The organism is Burkholderia sp. Bp9016 (assembly GCF_003857765.1).
Taxonomy (GTDB): domain Bacteria; phylum Pseudomonadota; class Gammaproteobacteria; order Burkholderiales; family Burkholderiaceae; genus Burkholderia.
Window position 1 is genome coordinate 1 of the sequence record NZ_QTPY01000053.1, and the last position, 14,683, is coordinate 14,683.

The window sequence follows — 14,683 nt, forward strand, 5'->3', positions numbered from 1 at the left end:
TCCCGGCACGATTGGAAGAGCGCGATGACCCAGTTTGCGCTGCTTTACCCGGAACGATTCAACATTGGAGTCTGAATCTCAACCCGCCTCACACACTAAATTCCGGATACCTCCACTTCGAATAGTTTCACTTAAAGCCATTCGTGAAGTTTCACTTACCCGCATAGTCTCGATGCCCGTCTTGCCGAGGTTGCGTATCTTCTGCAACTTGACGACAGTTCCTTCCGCGGACATCTGCTGTATTCGAAGGACCTCGCTGACTTCGCCCGCAGCTTCGACGCAGCGAAATACATGTCACGGAGCGAATGTGGTCGATGTCGAGGCAATGTTCCTGTTACGGCACTGCCTCTCATCGCACAACAAGACGCTGCGATTCCACAAAGCTGGCGCTCGCGTGCACACGAACCGAGTCAAACGCGCGCGTAATCGGTGGACAGCGATTACGCCTGCCGGAGACTGTATCGGTTGCTTCTTCCTGCCGGTCGACCAGGTATTTTTCCGAGAAGTCGAAAGCGAGTAAACCGAGGCAAATACCGGGCAGAGGGGAATGTCATCCAACGCCCGGACTGCAACCATCTCAGGCGCGGGCCGGCATGCTCGCAACTTGAGTCGTTCCTTCGGCTACGCCAGCATCGGCAGAGCCTGCGGGGCCCTTCTGCACACGTGCTTTTCGGGCAGCAGGCGCCTTTGCGGCCGCACTCCCTTTCGGAGCAACTTTTCGAGCCGCCGCTTTCCTGGTAACGGTCTTCTTCGTTGCCGCCACCTTCTTCGCGGCAGTTTTCTTAGCCGCTGGCTTGACCGGCTTTGCCTTCGGCGCGGTAGCCACTTCACCCGCACCGGCAATCAAAAACTTCGACCGGTCTTTCACACTCGCGAGCCAAGCCGGCGCACGGCCGCGACCGCTCCATGTAGCACCCGACTTGGGGTCACGATAAAGCGCCGGTTGCGGGGCCTTCACCTGGTTTCCCGCCTTCACCGCTTTTGCCGGCGCTTTAGCAACTGCCGCGGCGCTCGACGAAGGTCCGTCAACGAGGAACCTGGAGCGGTCCTTTGCGTTCGCAATCCAGGCCGGTGCACGACCGCGCCCCGTCCAGGTCGCCCCGGTCTTTGGGTCTGCGTATTTCGCGGTAGAGCCGCTCTTCCTTGCCGTGGCTTCCGCTTGAGATTTGCGACCACGACGTTTGCCGACAAACGCCTCGATTTCGGCAACCGATACGCCGTACTTCTCCATAAGGTCATGAATCTTCCCGAGCACTGCAGTTGATTTCGCTGCCACAAGTTCTTCCGCCTGCGCCTGAAGCTTCTGGATTTTTGCCTGGATGGATTGAAGCGTTGCCATTATTTTCCCTTCACTAGAACGATGACCGCACTATGCTACACCGGAAGCCACAAGAGCGAGGCACGCATCGGAACTCATTTCTTTCGTCCTGGAACCGGGTTGCCACGACTACTTGTTTGAGCCGACGCATAGTTCGCGGGCACGAGTGTTCACTGATTCGGGCCCGTCGGTAACGACAGGGAAATCATGCCGTAAACGCCTGAATCAGCTCCACCACTCAGGGGAAAGGAAACGGTTTCCTTTCTGCAAGGCATCTGTCTAGGAATCCATACAGGAATAAATCCATCAAGCGAGCATCCCGTCTCGTGAGATCACTCGCCCATCCGCCAGCAACTACTTCGACAACCGCAACCTCTTAGACAACACAACACCACTCGACGGACTCACCAGCGAGATGGCACGGAGATCCATATGCAACGTGGAAATTCTGGTCGTGATGTCCGTCGGCTCATCAATACTCGGATCGGCATGCTCGCTTTGTTCAGTCAGATAAGGCCGAACCAGGCGCCCGGAAAAAACGAATGCGAAGTCGCCATGCGCTTGAGCATACAAAGCAGGCGAAAGCCGCATGCGGCTACGAACCGAGGTCTTCTGACCTTGCCCGGAATCGATTTCGATGATGTCGACCTGCTGGATATACCCTTTCGCCTTCGCTTCGGGTGCAATCACAAGCCCTCGCCCGCGTGGCCCCGTCGTGACCTTTCTGAGCAGGATGCCCTTCCGGTCGTCGCGCTCTGCATCGAACAGGTCGACGTCCAGCGTCAACAGGTGCCGCCGTGTCGAGTACCTCAGCCCGTACCGCACCGGCACCACGAACGTCACGTCACGATCCAGATCGACGGCCGCCAGGTCAGGATTCGGGCCATGCCGGTCGGCAACGCTGGAGACCAAGCCGCGAACCCGGTCGCTCAACGACGGCTGGACGGTGCTGATGTGCAGCTTCTTCAGCGCGTCCCGAATGGCAACCGGGTCGTCGCCGACGATCGGTCGTGCGGATGCTGTGCCGTGATTGACAGCGTGCGCGACGCGCGTCGTGCCGGCGACAGCCTCGGCATGCGCCGCGACCGGCGCCAGCATCATCGTCAGCGCGACGACGCACACGAAGTTCGAACGACCCAACCTGGATTTCCGGTGAAACACGACGAACTCCTGATTCTCTTGCAGATCGGTCAACGACGAGCACTATAGGCGGGACTGATCGGCAACGCACCTGCTGCCTGAAATTCACCGCCAGCCGGCGCCCTCGTTGCAGGTTCATTATCGGCCCGCGGCAGGTCAATGATCACACCAATCCGCCCCCTCATTCCCGCCGATCGTCCCGCCTGTACTCCGCCGGCGCCTTCCCCACCAGCTTGCGGAAATCGCGCGTGAAATGCGCCTGATCGAAGTACCCCAACGAATGCGCCAGCTCCGCGAGATCGACCGGCTCGCCGCCCGCGAGCTTATCCGCGGCCTCATGCAGCCGGTAACGACAGATCACCCACTTCGGCGTCACGCCCACGTAGCTGGAAAAGAGCTGCTGCAGCGTGCGCTCGCCCAGGCCCGCACGCTCGGCCAGATCCCGCACCTGCGTCAGCCCGATATCCTGCTGCAGCATCTGCAAAATGGCATGAATGCGCTCGACCTGCGGATCGACCGGCGGCAGCACCCGCAACAGCAACGCCTCCGCCGCCGCGACCATTCCCGCATCATCCCCGGCACCGAGCACGGCGTCCTCGGCTTCCGCATCGCCACAGTCGAGCAGCGTCGACACCGGCAGCACCTTGTCGGTCAGCACATGCACCGGCTTGCCGAGGAACGCCCGAAACGCCCCCGGCCGAAAGCGCAAACCCATCACCCTCCCCGCCCCGGCCAACGTCGTCTCGAACGCGCCCGACACGACACCGAAAACGCCCGTCCGCCGGCGATCGAACACCAGATTCACACACGGATACGGCAGCGTGCGCTGCACATACGGCGGCTGGTCGCGCAGATCCCATTCGACGATCCAGTGGTGATCCAGCACACCGGCCAGTTCGGCACACGGGTGATAGCGATTCAGGCGAAACCGCTGATTGAAGGCTTTCGGGCCGACGACGCCCTTGGGCGTGTCGGTCACGTGACGCAAGTCGGCCATGGTGACGAACCAGGAAGAGGATTGCGTGATGATGCACCGCGGCAGCGGATTTTTCCAAGACGGCGATCCGCGAGCGTCCTACATTTGAATTCCCGCCGACGACCGCACACCGGAGCCCGCAAATGCCGCAAGACCGTCACCTGACCCTGTACCACTCGCCGCGCAGCCGATCGGCAGGCGCCCGCATGCTGCTCGAGGAACTGGGCGCCGACTACGCAGTGCATGCGTTCGATCTCTCGACCGGAAAACATCGTGAGCCCGACTACCTCGCGGTCAATCCGCTGGGCAAGGTTCCCGCCTTGCGCCACGGCGACGTAATCGTCACCGAGCAGGCGGCCGTCTACCTGTACGCGGCCGAGCTGTATCCGGAAGCCGGCCTGTCGCCCGCGCCGGGCGATGCACTGCGCGGCCCCTATCTGCGCTGGATGACGTTTTACGGTTCATGCTTCGAGCCGGCGCTCGTCGATCGCTCGATGAACCGTCCGCCGGCCGCATACTCGACGTCGCCCTATGGCGACTTCGATGCCGTCGTCAACGCGATCGCCACGCAACTGGCCAACGGCCCCTATCTGCTGGGCGAGCGTTTTACGGCGGCGGACGTGCTGTGGGCCTCCGCATTGAACTGGACCACGATGTTCAAGCTGGTACCCGAGACGCCGCTCATTCGCGCCTATATCGATCGCGTCCTTGCACGCCCGGCCATCCAGCGCGCGCAGGCGGCCGATGCAGCACTGGCGGCAGAGCAGGACAAGGCCAGGGAAGCGGCCGCAACGGCTGGGTCGTAATTCGAACGACGGCAAAGCAGCACCCCGTCAGAACATCGTATGCAACCCGACACGCGCGACCGCCTGGCTCGCCGAACTCGACGCCCCGTCCGGATCGAGCACGCCGTTGATCTGCGCGTTCGCGCCGTTGTTCGCGCGTTGATAATCCGCTGACACATAAACCATCGTTCGCTTGGTCAACAGGTATTGAAGCGCGACGCTGACCTGATGCGCGTGGTTGTCGTTCACGGCTTCGTTGCCCTTCATGTACATGTACTTCGCGCCAAGGAAAACGTCCGGCCTGATGCGCCAGACGCCACCGGCTTCAGCCATCCACACCCCGGCGTCGTTGAACGAGTTGTGCACGGTGGTCAGCAACGCCTTCGCGGTCACGGCCCCGAAGTCGTAGTGCATCCCGACGCCCCAGTTGCGCACGCTGGTCGACGGCGTGCCCGGCGCAGGCCCGTACTTCTCGTTCGTATAGGCCGCGCCGATACCGAACGCGCCACGCTCGTAGTTCAACCCGGCGCTTACGGTATTGTCCGCGCCGACGGAGCCGGCCACGCCGCCGAACGCATACATCACGCCGCCCGAAAACCCCGCAATCGTCGGCAAGCTGTATTTGACCGAATTCGCGACCGGCTTGCTGCCTGCCGTGCGGTCCCAGTCGAACGCGCCGGTCGGGTTGTCCGGAAGCGCGAGGCGCTGGAACGGGCCGTTGCGAAAGCCGTACAGCCCCGACAGATCCATCGCGATTTCATTGTCCTTCGCAAAGAGGGAATCCACCATGAAGTCGTACTGGTTGCCGAGCCGGATGCTGCCGAACCGGTCGCTTTCGATACCCACGTAGGCGTTACGCCCGAAGAGGCCGGTGCCGACGATGCTGCCGTTCGCCATCGAGAACTGGTTCACGAGCGCGAACGTCGCGCGATATCCGCCGCCGAGATCTTCCGTGCCGCGAAGGCCGAACAGGTTCGGCGTGAAAATGCCGTCGTCGAACTTGACGTTCTTCCCTCCGCCCTCGTTGCTGACATATGAAATGCCGCTGTCGATCAGGCCGAACATGGTCACGCTGCTTTGCGCGTACGCACCCTGCGCGATGGCAAGCATCGCCAATACTCCAAACCTCAGTTTCATTTTGTCTCCGTCTTTTTGAAAATCGAGCGAGTGCCCGCTACGTCGCGGGCGCTCGCCCGGTGCTTCGAGAAACAACGCCTTCCCCTGCCCGGATCAGGCTTGCATCCGGGCAGGCATACCGATATTTATTTAGTGATACTTATTCAAATGGATGGATATAATCCCGCGGATTCCGGATTTCACCCAACCTGAGACGATCGTCCCATCCACCGACTCAAGCGCGTCGACAAACCACCCACGCCGCGGCATCCACCTCGACGGCCACGGCTTCCAGCCCGGCACCCGAGCACGGCCCGTCGATGCACACGCCATCGTCGAACCGGAACAACGCGCTGTGATGCGCGCACATCAGCACCTGCGACCGATAACAGGACACGTTTCCCGGAATGAAATCGAGCGGCACCGAGAAATGCGGGCAACGATTCACGTACGCCCACACCTGCTCACCGCGCCGCACGACGATGACGGGACGTCCGATGCACGCTTCGTCGACGACCCGTGCACCACCATCGGGCACGTCGGAGAAGCGACAGAGTTGCGGAGCGCCCATGACTCACACTCTCCGCTCGGGGTTGCCGAGGCTCCAGTCCCACGGACGCACCTCGACTCGCGAGAACAACCCTTCCTTCACGTACGGATCGTTGCCGACGAACTGCATCACGGCATCGATGTCGTCCGCCTCGATGACGAGCAACGTGCCGTTCATCGCATCGCCCTGTGGATCGAGCGTCGGGCCGCCGAGCCGCACATACACGCCGTGCTGCGCGGCGGAACGCAGGTAGGTCCGGTGCGTGGGCCGCACGCGGTCGCGTACCTCGCGCATGCCGGGCTGGTCGGTGGCGAACACCGCAAAAAAACGCGCCATGTCGATCAACTCCGGTCGAGCACGAAATCGTACGTCGCTTCGCGATACGGGCCGTTCAGTCCGACGTGGCGAGCGATCCCCTCATCCGCGGCGCGCGGGCGATACGCGACCATCAGCGACGGCTTCACGCCGAAGACGGCATCCGATTTCAGATATTTGTCGTCTTCATCGAAAAGATGCGTGACGAGCGTGCGATAGCCGGGCGCGTCGATCATGAAATGCAGATGCGCGGGCCGCCAGGGATGGCGGCCGGTGGCGTCGAGCATCTTCCCGACCGGGCCGTCGGTCGGAATCGGATAGCTGACCGGCAGAATCGTCGTGATCGCATAACGGCCTTCGGCATCGGTCCGATAGCGCCCGCGCAGATTGCCGTGAGGCTGTTCGGTGTCCTGCCCGGAATACATGCCGTTGTCCGCGGTCTGCCACACGTCGAGCACGGCGTCCGCCACGGGCGTGCCGCCGGTGCTGAGCACGCGCCCGTGCACGACGACCGGCGTGCCCGGCGTGAACGCCATGTTCTCGCCATACGCGCGATCGGGCATGCCCTTGATGTAGAACGGGCCGAATACGGTGGTTTCCGTCGCGCCGGTGGCGAAGCGATGGTTGATCGCATCGACCAGCATCGACACGCCGAGCGTGTCGGACAAAAGAATGAATTCCTGTCGCACGACGTCGTCGCACATCTGCCCGGTTTCGGTCAGGAAGCGAATCGCCGCCATCCACTCGGCTTCCGTCAGCGCCGTCTCGCGAACGAACGCATGAAGATGCCGCACGAGGCTCTGCATCAGCACGCGCAGGCGCGGGTTCGGCGTACCGTCGAAGCTGGCGACGACCTGCTCGGTCAGCCGGGTGTCGCCGTCTTGATGATCATTCGTCACGTTCGTCTCCTTGGATCCAGCCGGCCGCTCAATGCGGCTCGCGCCCTTCCCACGCATGCTGAAGCAATTCGCGAATCGCTGCACGCTCGATCGGCCGCGGATTCGCGTACGGGTTCCGGCACGCGAGGTCGGCGGCTTCGTCGAGGCCCGCTTCCGGCATCCCGAGGTCGGCAAGCGCCGGCGCAATGCCAAGCTGCCGATTCAGCCCGAACAGCAGCGGGCCGGCGTCGGCCGCGTCGGTGCCGCCCAGCGCCCGCGCGACGCGACGCAGCGCATCGGGCGACGCGGCATGGTTGTAGTGCGCGGTATGCGGCAACATCGCGGCGTGCGTCTGCGCATGCGGCAGGTTGAAGGTGCCGCCGAGCGTATGGCAGAGCTTGTGGTGCAGCGCCATGCCGACCGCGCCGAGACAGGTGCCCGCAAGCCATGCGCCGTACAGCGCACGGCTGCGCATTTCCCGGTCCGCCGGCTCGCGAACCACGCCCGGAAGCGCTTCGCCGAGCGCGCGAATCGATTCCTCGGCCATCAGGCCGATCACCGGGTTTGCATCTTCCGCATAAAGCGCTTCGACCGCGTGCGCCATCGCATTGACGCCGGAAGCGGCCGAGATCGCCGGCGGCAGCGACAACGTCAGCGACGGGTCGTAGAGCACGGTGCGCGGCAGCACGCGCGCATCGCGCCCGGTGCGCTTGAGCCGTCCCTCCGTGATCCCGAAGATCGGTGTCATCTCCGAGCCCGCATACGTCGTCGGCACGGCGAGGATCGGCAACGACGACTCGAGCGCGATCGCCTTGCCGAGCCCGATCGTCGAACCGCCGCCGATCGCGATGCAGCAGTCCGCGCCCAGTTCGGCGGCCATCTCGCGCGCGGCGCGTGCGACCTCGACCGGCACGTGCATCACGGCCTGCGCACACACACCGGCGGCCCGCTCGCCGAGCACGTCCCTGACGCGTTCGGCGAGCGCCTGCTGCTCGGGCGTCGCCAGGATCAGCGCCCGCTGCGCGCCGAGCGTGGACAGCTCGTCCGGCAAGCGTTCGAGTGCGCCCCACTCGAATACGACGCGCGAAGGCGTTCCCTGATAGACGAAGCGCTCCATCTTGGCCTCAGCGCTTGAAGTGCGGCGGCACCTTGCCGTCGACGTTGACCCATACCGAACGCGCTTCCGTGTAGTCGTGCATCGCCTCGAAGCCCATCTCGCGGCCGTAGCCCGACTTCCCGATGCCGCCGAACGGGCTACCCGGATTCACGCGCTTGTAGCAGTTGATCCAGCACATGCCCGCGTCGATCCGCGACGCCATCCGGTGCGCGCGGGAAAGATCGTTGGTCCACAAGCCGCTGCCGAGCCCGTATTCGGTCGCATTGGCGATCGACAGCGCTTCCTCGTCGCTGCCGAAGCGCAGCACGGTGACGAACGGCCCGAACACTTCCTCCTGCGCGACGCGGTCGGCGGCATGCTTCGCTTCGATCACGGTCGGGCGCACGTAGTAGCCGTTGGCGAGCGCCGCGTCCTGCGGCGCGCTGCCGCCGGCAAGCACACGGCCGCCCTGCTCGCGCGCGACGTCGACGAACGACAGCACGCGGTCGAGGTGCTGCTTCGACGTCAGCGGGCCCATCTCGGTGTCCGGGTCCAGCGGGTTGCCGACGCGGATCGACGCAGCCAGCGACACGAAGCGCTCGAGGAATGCGTCGGCGATGCGCTCGTGCAGCACGAGACGCGAGCCCGCGATGCACGCCTGCCCCTGGTTGTGGAAGATCGCCCATGCGGCGCCGTTGACGGCCGCTTCGAGGTTCGCATCGTCGAACACAATGTTGGCGCCCTTGCCGCCGAGCTCCAGCTGCACGCGCTTCAGGTTGCCCTGCGACGCCTCGACGATCCGGCGGCCCGTCGCGGTCGAACCCGTGAACGCAATCTTGCCGACGCCGGGGTGTTCGGCGAGCCGCTGACCGGCCGTATGCCCGTAACCGGGGACGATATTGACGACGCCGGCCGGAAAGCCGACCTCGGCCATCAGCTCGACGATGCGCAACGTCGACAGCGGCGTGATTTCCGACGGCTTGAGCACCACGGTGTTGCCTGCCGCCAGCGCCGGACCCATCTTCCAGCTCGTGAACATCAGCGGGAAGTTCCACGGCACGATCTGGCCGACGACGCCGATCGGCGCACGCTGCACATAGTTCAGGAAGCCGGTTTCGACGGGAATCACCGAGCCCTGCAGCTTGTCGGCCATCCCGCCGAAGTAGCGGAAGCAGCCAGCCGTGCGCGGCACGTCGAGCGAACGCGAATCGCGGATCGGATGACCGGTGTCCAGCGATTCGAGCTGCGCGAGCTCCTCGGCATTGGCTTCGATCGCGTCGGCGAGGCGCAGCAGCAGCCGGCCGCGCTCGGCCGCCGGCATGGCCGACCATTTCGGGAACGCACGGGTGGCGGCTTCGACGGCCAGGTCCACGTCCGCCGCGGTGGCGGCGGCGATTTTCGTGATCAGCGAGCCGTCGTGCGGATTGAGCACGTCGATCGTGCCGCGGTCGATGGCGTCAACGAAGCGCCCGTCGATGAAGAGTTGGGTTTGCATGAATCGTCCTCGAGGTTTTGCCGAAGCGCTGCTTAGAACGCGATCGGATACGGCGCAAGCTGGCCGCTCTCGTATCGCTGCGGAAGGTCAGGCGTCGCGTTTTCCCAGACCAGCAGCATCGACCGCTTCGTCGAATAGCCCTGATGCCGGATGTCGGCTGGCATCGCGCAGATGTCGCCGGCCCGCATCGTGATGCGCGCACGCGGCGCGCCGGTGTTCTTGTCGCCGATGTCCCACACGATTTCGTCGGACAGTTGCAGGAACCATTCGACACGGTCGTTGCCATGGAACACCGGCAGGATGAATTCCTCGGTGGTCGGGCAAAACAGGCTGCGTCCGCACACGGAGGTGACCGACGGATTCCACGTCACGTCCGAACGCGACAGGTACTTGAACAGGTTGAACGCATGCAGCTCGCCTTCGAAACCCGGCGCGGCATGCACTTCCGGCTCGTCCTGCGCGACATCGAGGAAGGCGCGGTTGACCGGCAGGTCGTCGCGCAACGGCGAGTCGCCTTCGAGGCCCGGCATGCGGCGCGTCGCGATGCGCGTGCGCTCGATCGCCGAGCCGTTCTCGCCATGCTTGCGCCCGAATGCCGAGCCCGTTTCCTCGGGCGCCGCGAACGGATCGAAGCCTTCGTTGGTCCAGTCGTGCAGCATGGCCTTGAAGGTCGCCATGATGGCGGGCGTTTCGAACGTCTCGGTGTAGTCGACGCCGGCTTCCTTCAGGATGCCGTTGAACGTGCCGGCATACATGTCCACCTTGCCGTAGTGATTGCGCGTGCCGAACACGTGATCGAAATTCACCCAGCCGTAGAAGAAGCCCCATGCCACGTCGCGCATCATCGCGCGCAGGAAGGCATCGGCGGGTATCGCATGCGTGCGGGTCTGGCCTTTCGCCGGCCAGCTGATTTTCACGAAATACTCGTCGCGCTGGAATTCGAACGCGCCGAGCTGGAAGCGGCAGTAACCGGTCACGGCGTCGGGCTGCGAGACTTGCACGAGATCGGCTGCGAAGCTCGCGGGATGATCGAGGGTGTCGAGGGTGGCCATGTCTTGTCTCCTGGAATATTCGAATGGGGCGATCGAAACGATCAGTGCAGGCAGATATCGGCCCACTTCTCGACGGACAGCTCGCCGAGCACGGTCTGCACGAGCGCGACGCCCGGCTTGCCGGCAGCGAAGCGATACGCGCAGCCGGCCGGCAGCAGCGCCTGGTGCCCCTTGCGCAGCACGACGTGGCCCATCTCGCGGCCGGCCGGCTGCGTGCCGGCGCTCACGGTGCCGCGGCCGGTGGTCGGCGGGTTGTCGAGCTTGATGAAGTCGATGCGGACTTCGCCATCCATCTGGATCGCGAACTCGTCGTGCGCGCAGGCAAACCATGGCGACTGGCCGTCGGTGCGCAGCACTTCGATCACGTATTCGAGGTTCTTGCCGGCAACGACTTTTTCGTAGGGGGCCGACTTCGACGCCACCTCGAAGACGTTCGAGAACGCGTAGTGCTGTGCGCTGCCGCTGGTGATTTCGATCTCGCCCTTCGTGTAGCCGTCGAGCGAGCCAAAGACGGTGTGGAATGCCGTGTCGGTCATTGCTTGTCTCCTGAGTTGAACCGCTTGTCGGATTCAACTTTAGGGGCGAGGGCGCCCCTCAACAAGGTAACGGACCGCGACTACGGCATTTGCGTTTCGCGAATAATCGCCCGGTCAGCGAACCCAGCCGCGCTCCAGCAGCGGACGATCCCACGGCGACTCGTCGCCGATGTATTCGACGAGGAATTCGACCAGCGCCTTCACCTTCAGAGCCTGTCGCTGCGTTGCGGGATAAACGGCGGCAAAGCTCAGCGGTGCGATCTCGAAGCCGGTGAGGATGGGCACGAGCCTACCCGAGACGAGCGCGTCGCTCGCGACCAGCGTGGGCAGGCACACGACGCCGCCGCCCGTCAGCGCATACTCGCGCAGCAGGTGCACGGAGTTCGAGCGGATCATGCCCGGCAACTCCATCTCGACGACCTCGTCGCCGCGCGTCATCGTCCAGCGGTTGCGCGACGGATAGCCCGAATACAGCGCCGTGGTGTGCTGCAGCAATTCGCGCGGATGTTGTGGCGCACCATGCGCCTCGATGTACGCGGGTGCCGCGCAGAAGAGGCGGCGCACGACGAACAGGCGCCGCTCGATCAACGACTCGGAGATCGGCGGAAAGATCTGGAACGCGATGTCGAACCCTTCTTCGACAGGGTCCACCACGCGGTCATTGACGATGATGTCGAGCTGGATGCCCGGGTAGCGGCGATGGAATTCGGCGAGCGGCACGCCGAAGTGATCGAGCGCGAAGCCGGGCAGCATCTGGATGCGCAGCCGCCCGGTGGGTGTCGCGCGCAGCTCGCGCATCTGGTCCGTCAGCTCGTTGACGCGCCCCACCACCTCGGCGCATTCGCGGTAGAAGGTCTCGCCCACTTCGGACAGCCGCACGTGGCGCGTACTGCGATGGAACAGCGGCGCGTTGACGAACTTCTCCAGTTGCTGGATGCGGTTCGTCACCACCGAACTGGTCACGCCGAGCTGTCGCGCGGCTTCCGCGAAACTGCTCGTCTCCGCGACCCTGACGAACGCCTCGATGCTCAGAAACCGGTCCATGCCGCGCCCTTCCCGAAAGCGAAACTGGCAGTCTAACCGCACCGGCCAGCCGGTTGGGTCATGCGAAAAGCGTCACTGTGTCACCTGACGGGTGTCAATCTTGCAGGGCGCCGGGCGCGGGTACGGCCGCGCAGCACAGCGCATTACGGCTGCTTGCCCGCCGTCAGCTCCGGTTGCACGGCCACGCGGCGCTGCAGCACGGCGGGTGCGGTTTCGCGCAGCAGCATGCTGACCACGATGCCGAGCATCACCGCGCACATCGGCAGCCACAGGATGTTCTGGATCCCGAAATGCGCGGCGACGTAGCCGCCCATCGCCGGCGCGATGCCGCCGCCGAAGATTTCGCCGACACCGACCACCGCGCCGATCGACGTCGACACGAGGCCGACGGGCGCGGCTTCGGTGGCCACCGGGCCCGACAGCAGCGATACCAGGCCGAGCGTGAAGAACGACGCAACGAACAGGACAGCGAACAGCACGACCGGTTGCGGGCCGAGCCCGCGGAAAATGTAGAGCATCACCGCCGTGCCGGCGAAACCGACGATGCTCGCGATGCGGCGCCCGACCAGATCGGACAGGCCCGGCAACCCGAACTGCCCGAGAAAGCCGCCGAATCCGATCGCCGATACCACGAGGCCCATCTTCTGCGTGCCGAGCGCGAGGTAGTCGGTCAGGTACAGCGGCAGCAGTGCGCCCAGCACGAACACGCCCGTCATCGCGCAGCACAGCGCCGCCATCGCGACGAGGATGTTGCGGCTCCTGAGCACGTGGCCGAGCGAGGCCGGCGCGTGTTCCGACACGACCTCCTTCGTGCGCTTCGGCTCGCGGATGACGAAGAACATGATCGCGCCGAGGATCAGGCCGGGAACGGCGACGAGCGCGAACACCCAGCGCCACGACACGAAGTTGAGCAGTTGCGTCGCGATGATCGGCGACAGCGCGAGCCCGAACAGCGCGAAGCCGCTTTGCTGCAGCCCGAGGTTCAGCCCGCGCCGCCGCGGATGCGACGCGTCGGCCGTCGCCGCGAAGCTCGTCGGGCAGAACGAGCCCTCCGCGACGCCCATCAGCCCACGGATCGCGATCAGGCCGAGCAGGCCGCCCGCGAGCCCCGAGAAGCCCGACAGCAGCGAGAACGCGACGATCGCCGGGATCAGTACCTTGCGGCGGCCGATCTTGTCGGAGATGCCGCCCATCAGGGCCGCGAAAATTCCCCACGACAGGCCGAGCACGCCGATGCAGTTGCCGACGTCCTGCGCGGTCAGGTTCAGATCCTTCATGATCGAAGGGAACAGCGGCGCGATGAGCCAGCGGTCGAGGCCGACCAGGCCGAAGCCGAGCGCCAGCAGCGTCACCGCTTTCCACTCGTAGGCGGTATCCCACTCGTTTGATTTCATGTCTGTCTCCGTGGATTGGCCCCCCTGCGCGCGCCGGAGCGTCCGTGCATGAGCCAGTTCCGATGTCTTTTGTGTGCGACGCGGCGTGAGCCGCGAGGAAGTGACGGCCGCCTTTCCGGTTGCAGGCGTCGAATTCAATCAGCCGACGCCCGAACGATAGGTGCATGGATGCAGATCCGGTATGGAACAACCGGCGAACGCGCCATTCGCGAAATGCAAATAATCGGGACGGGCACGCGGGGAATGTGGGTGGAGAAGCGCTGCACGGATGAGTGCCGCGTCGGACCGACGCTCATTCTCGGGTTACGGGGGAATCCCTCATAGACATCGTGGAGGCTCGTGCCGGTGCCTGGCCGCGCCGGATGCTCGATCCGGATGGATGGCGCGGCTCGGCCGGTACTCGGCCGGTACTCGGTCGGTACTCGGTCGGCTGGACGACCGGGGGACGAATCCATGTGCCCGGAGCGGGTCCGAGCGCGCGATCCTGCTCGTATTCCTTCCGATGCGGCAACGGGAGATCGTTCGTTTCGATATGGGACGGATCTTATTTTTTAAAATTCCCGACCAAATTCATCTTAATCAAAAATCGCCGCCATACCCCGTAAATCCGGACAACAACAATCGACCTTCAAAAAGGCCCATACATATATACGTTTTTTTAAAATACAACATTAAAACAAATTACATCATCCCAAAATAAAAACCATTTATACCGACAGACAAGTTTGATATTCTTCGCCGCACATTTTCCACCCTTACCTCTTTATCAAGACATAATTCAATATCAAAAAATCCTGATTCTGAAAAATGCGATGAGTCTCAATAAGCATATCTAAGCACAAGCAGGAGCCCGGATGCCCGATTCATTTCCCGATCCGCGACCGGTAGCGGACACACCCCCCGACGAACCGGCCACTGAGGCCGGGTTGCCTGACGCACCTGCGTCGCGCCCTGAACCGCCATCGATCATCGTCGGCCGTGTCGAAGG

The 14,683-nt window shown here is 63.8% G+C and carries 14 protein-coding genes; 1 reads left to right on the forward strand and 13 read right to left on the reverse strand.

Annotated elements, in window-relative coordinates; translation table 11 throughout:
- Positions 1-577: 577 nt before the first annotated feature.
- The 3 genes from DIE13_RS31890 to DIE13_RS31900 all read right to left on the reverse strand — a co-directional run bounded on the left by DIE13_RS31890 (position 578) and on the right by DIE13_RS31900 (position 3,455).
- Positions 578-1,339 carry an H-NS family nucleoid-associated regulatory protein gene (locus DIE13_RS31890; RefSeq protein WP_124830951.1) on the reverse strand — a complete coding sequence of 254 codons (762 nt, stop codon included), beginning with the start codon at positions 1,337-1,339 and terminating at the stop codon, positions 578-580.
- Between the two features lie 333 nt (positions 1,340-1,672).
- Positions 1,673-2,479: a hypothetical protein gene (locus DIE13_RS31895; protein WP_124830964.1), complete on the reverse strand. Its 807-nt coding sequence runs from the start codon at positions 2,477-2,479 to the stop codon at positions 1,673-1,675.
- Between the two features lie 160 nt (positions 2,480-2,639).
- Entirely contained in the window at positions 2,640-3,455 is an 816-nt protein-coding gene (locus DIE13_RS31900) for a helix-turn-helix domain-containing protein (RefSeq protein ID WP_124830952.1), read from the reverse strand.
- 122 nt (positions 3,456-3,577) lie between these two features.
- On the opposite strand from DIE13_RS31900, the gene DIE13_RS31905 reads away from it, so the two are divergent.
- Entirely contained in the window at positions 3,578-4,240 is a 663-nt protein-coding gene (locus DIE13_RS31905; RefSeq protein WP_124830953.1) for a glutathione S-transferase family protein, read from the forward strand.
- 27 nt (positions 4,241-4,267) lie between these two features.
- On the opposite strand, the gene DIE13_RS31910 is transcribed toward DIE13_RS31905, so the two are convergent.
- The 10 genes from DIE13_RS31910 to DIE13_RS31955 form a co-directional block, all read right to left on the reverse strand.
- Entirely contained in the window at positions 4,268-5,356 is a 1,089-nt protein-coding gene (locus DIE13_RS31910) for a porin (RefSeq protein WP_124830954.1), read from the reverse strand.
- A 214-nt stretch (positions 5,357-5,570) separates the two neighbouring features.
- Positions 5,571-5,906, reverse strand: a complete 336-nt coding sequence (locus DIE13_RS31915; RefSeq protein WP_124830955.1) for a Rieske (2Fe-2S) protein — start codon at positions 5,904-5,906, stop codon at positions 5,571-5,573.
- Between the two features lie 3 nt (positions 5,907-5,909).
- Complete coding sequence (locus DIE13_RS31920; protein WP_124830956.1) at positions 5,910-6,221, reverse strand: YciI family protein; 312 nt, start codon at positions 6,219-6,221, stop codon at positions 5,910-5,912.
- Between the two features lie 5 nt (positions 6,222-6,226).
- A complete protein-coding gene (locus DIE13_RS31925) occupies positions 6,227-7,099 on the reverse strand; it encodes an intradiol ring-cleavage dioxygenase (protein WP_124830957.1) in 873 nt (290 codons plus the stop codon).
- A gap of 28 nt (positions 7,100-7,127) precedes the next feature.
- Positions 7,128-8,195, reverse strand: coding sequence for a maleylacetate reductase (locus DIE13_RS31930; protein ID WP_124830958.1), 1,068 nt, complete (start codon positions 8,193-8,195; stop codon positions 7,128-7,130).
- Positions 8,196-8,202: 7 nt separating this feature from the next.
- Positions 8,203-9,669 carry an aldehyde dehydrogenase family protein gene (locus tag DIE13_RS31935; protein ID WP_124830959.1) on the reverse strand — a complete coding sequence of 489 codons (1,467 nt, stop codon included), beginning with the start codon at positions 9,667-9,669 and terminating at the stop codon, positions 8,203-8,205.
- A 32-nt stretch (positions 9,670-9,701) separates the two neighbouring features.
- Positions 9,702-10,721 (reverse strand): hydroxyquinol 1,2-dioxygenase, encoded by a 1,020-nt coding sequence (locus DIE13_RS31940; RefSeq protein ID WP_124830960.1) that lies wholly within the window; start codon positions 10,719-10,721, stop codon positions 9,702-9,704.
- Positions 10,722-10,762: 41 nt separating this feature from the next.
- On the reverse strand, positions 10,763-11,257 hold the full coding sequence (locus DIE13_RS31945; RefSeq protein ID WP_124830961.1) for a hydroxyquinol 1,2-dioxygenase: 495 nt from the start codon (positions 11,255-11,257) through the stop codon (positions 10,763-10,765).
- 114 nt (positions 11,258-11,371) lie between these two features.
- On the reverse strand, positions 11,372-12,301 hold the full coding sequence (locus DIE13_RS31950; RefSeq protein WP_124830962.1) for a LysR family transcriptional regulator: 930 nt from the start codon (positions 12,299-12,301) through the stop codon (positions 11,372-11,374).
- A gap of 143 nt (positions 12,302-12,444) precedes the next feature.
- On the reverse strand, positions 12,445-13,695 hold the full coding sequence (locus DIE13_RS31955) for an MFS transporter (RefSeq protein ID WP_124830963.1): 1,251 nt from the start codon (positions 13,693-13,695) through the stop codon (positions 12,445-12,447).
- Between the last annotated feature and the right edge of the window lie 988 nt (positions 13,696-14,683).

Excerpts from the sequence above, each read along its gene's own strand:
- DIE13_RS31955 (WP_124830963.1), bottom strand. The coding sequence starts at position 13,695 with ATGAAATCAAACGAGTGGGATACCGCCTACGAGTGGAAAGCGGTGACG.
- DIE13_RS31945 (WP_124830961.1), bottom strand. The coding sequence starts at position 11,257 with ATGACCGACACGGCATTCCACACCGTCTTTGGCTCGCTCGACGGCTAC.
- DIE13_RS31930 (WP_124830958.1), bottom strand. The coding sequence starts at position 8,195 with ATGGAGCGCTTCGTCTATCAGGGAACGCCTTCGCGCGTCGTATTCGAG.
- DIE13_RS31935 (WP_124830959.1), bottom strand. The coding sequence starts at position 9,669 with ATGCAAACCCAACTCTTCATCGACGGGCGCTTCGTTGACGCCATCGAC.
- DIE13_RS31910 (WP_124830954.1), bottom strand. The coding sequence starts at position 5,356 with ATGAAACTGAGGTTTGGAGTATTGGCGATGCTTGCCATCGCGCAGGGT.
- DIE13_RS31940 (WP_124830960.1), bottom strand. The coding sequence starts at position 10,721 with ATGGCCACCCTCGACACCCTCGATCATCCCGCGAGCTTCGCAGCCGAT.
- DIE13_RS31900 (WP_124830952.1), bottom strand. The coding sequence starts at position 3,455 with ATGGCCGACTTGCGTCACGTGACCGACACGCCCAAGGGCGTCGTCGGC.
- DIE13_RS31920 (WP_124830956.1), bottom strand. The coding sequence starts at position 6,221 with ATGGCGCGTTTTTTTGCGGTGTTCGCCACCGACCAGCCCGGCATGCGC.
- DIE13_RS31890 (WP_124830951.1), bottom strand. The coding sequence starts at position 1,339 with ATGGCAACGCTTCAATCCATCCAGGCAAAAATCCAGAAGCTTCAGGCG.
- DIE13_RS31905 (WP_124830953.1), top strand. The coding sequence starts at position 3,578 with ATGCCGCAAGACCGTCACCTGACCCTGTACCACTCGCCGCGCAGCCGA.
- DIE13_RS31950 (WP_124830962.1), bottom strand. The coding sequence starts at position 12,301 with ATGGACCGGTTTCTGAGCATCGAGGCGTTCGTCAGGGTCGCGGAGACG.
- DIE13_RS31915 (WP_124830955.1), bottom strand. The coding sequence starts at position 5,906 with ATGGGCGCTCCGCAACTCTGTCGCTTCTCCGACGTGCCCGATGGTGGT.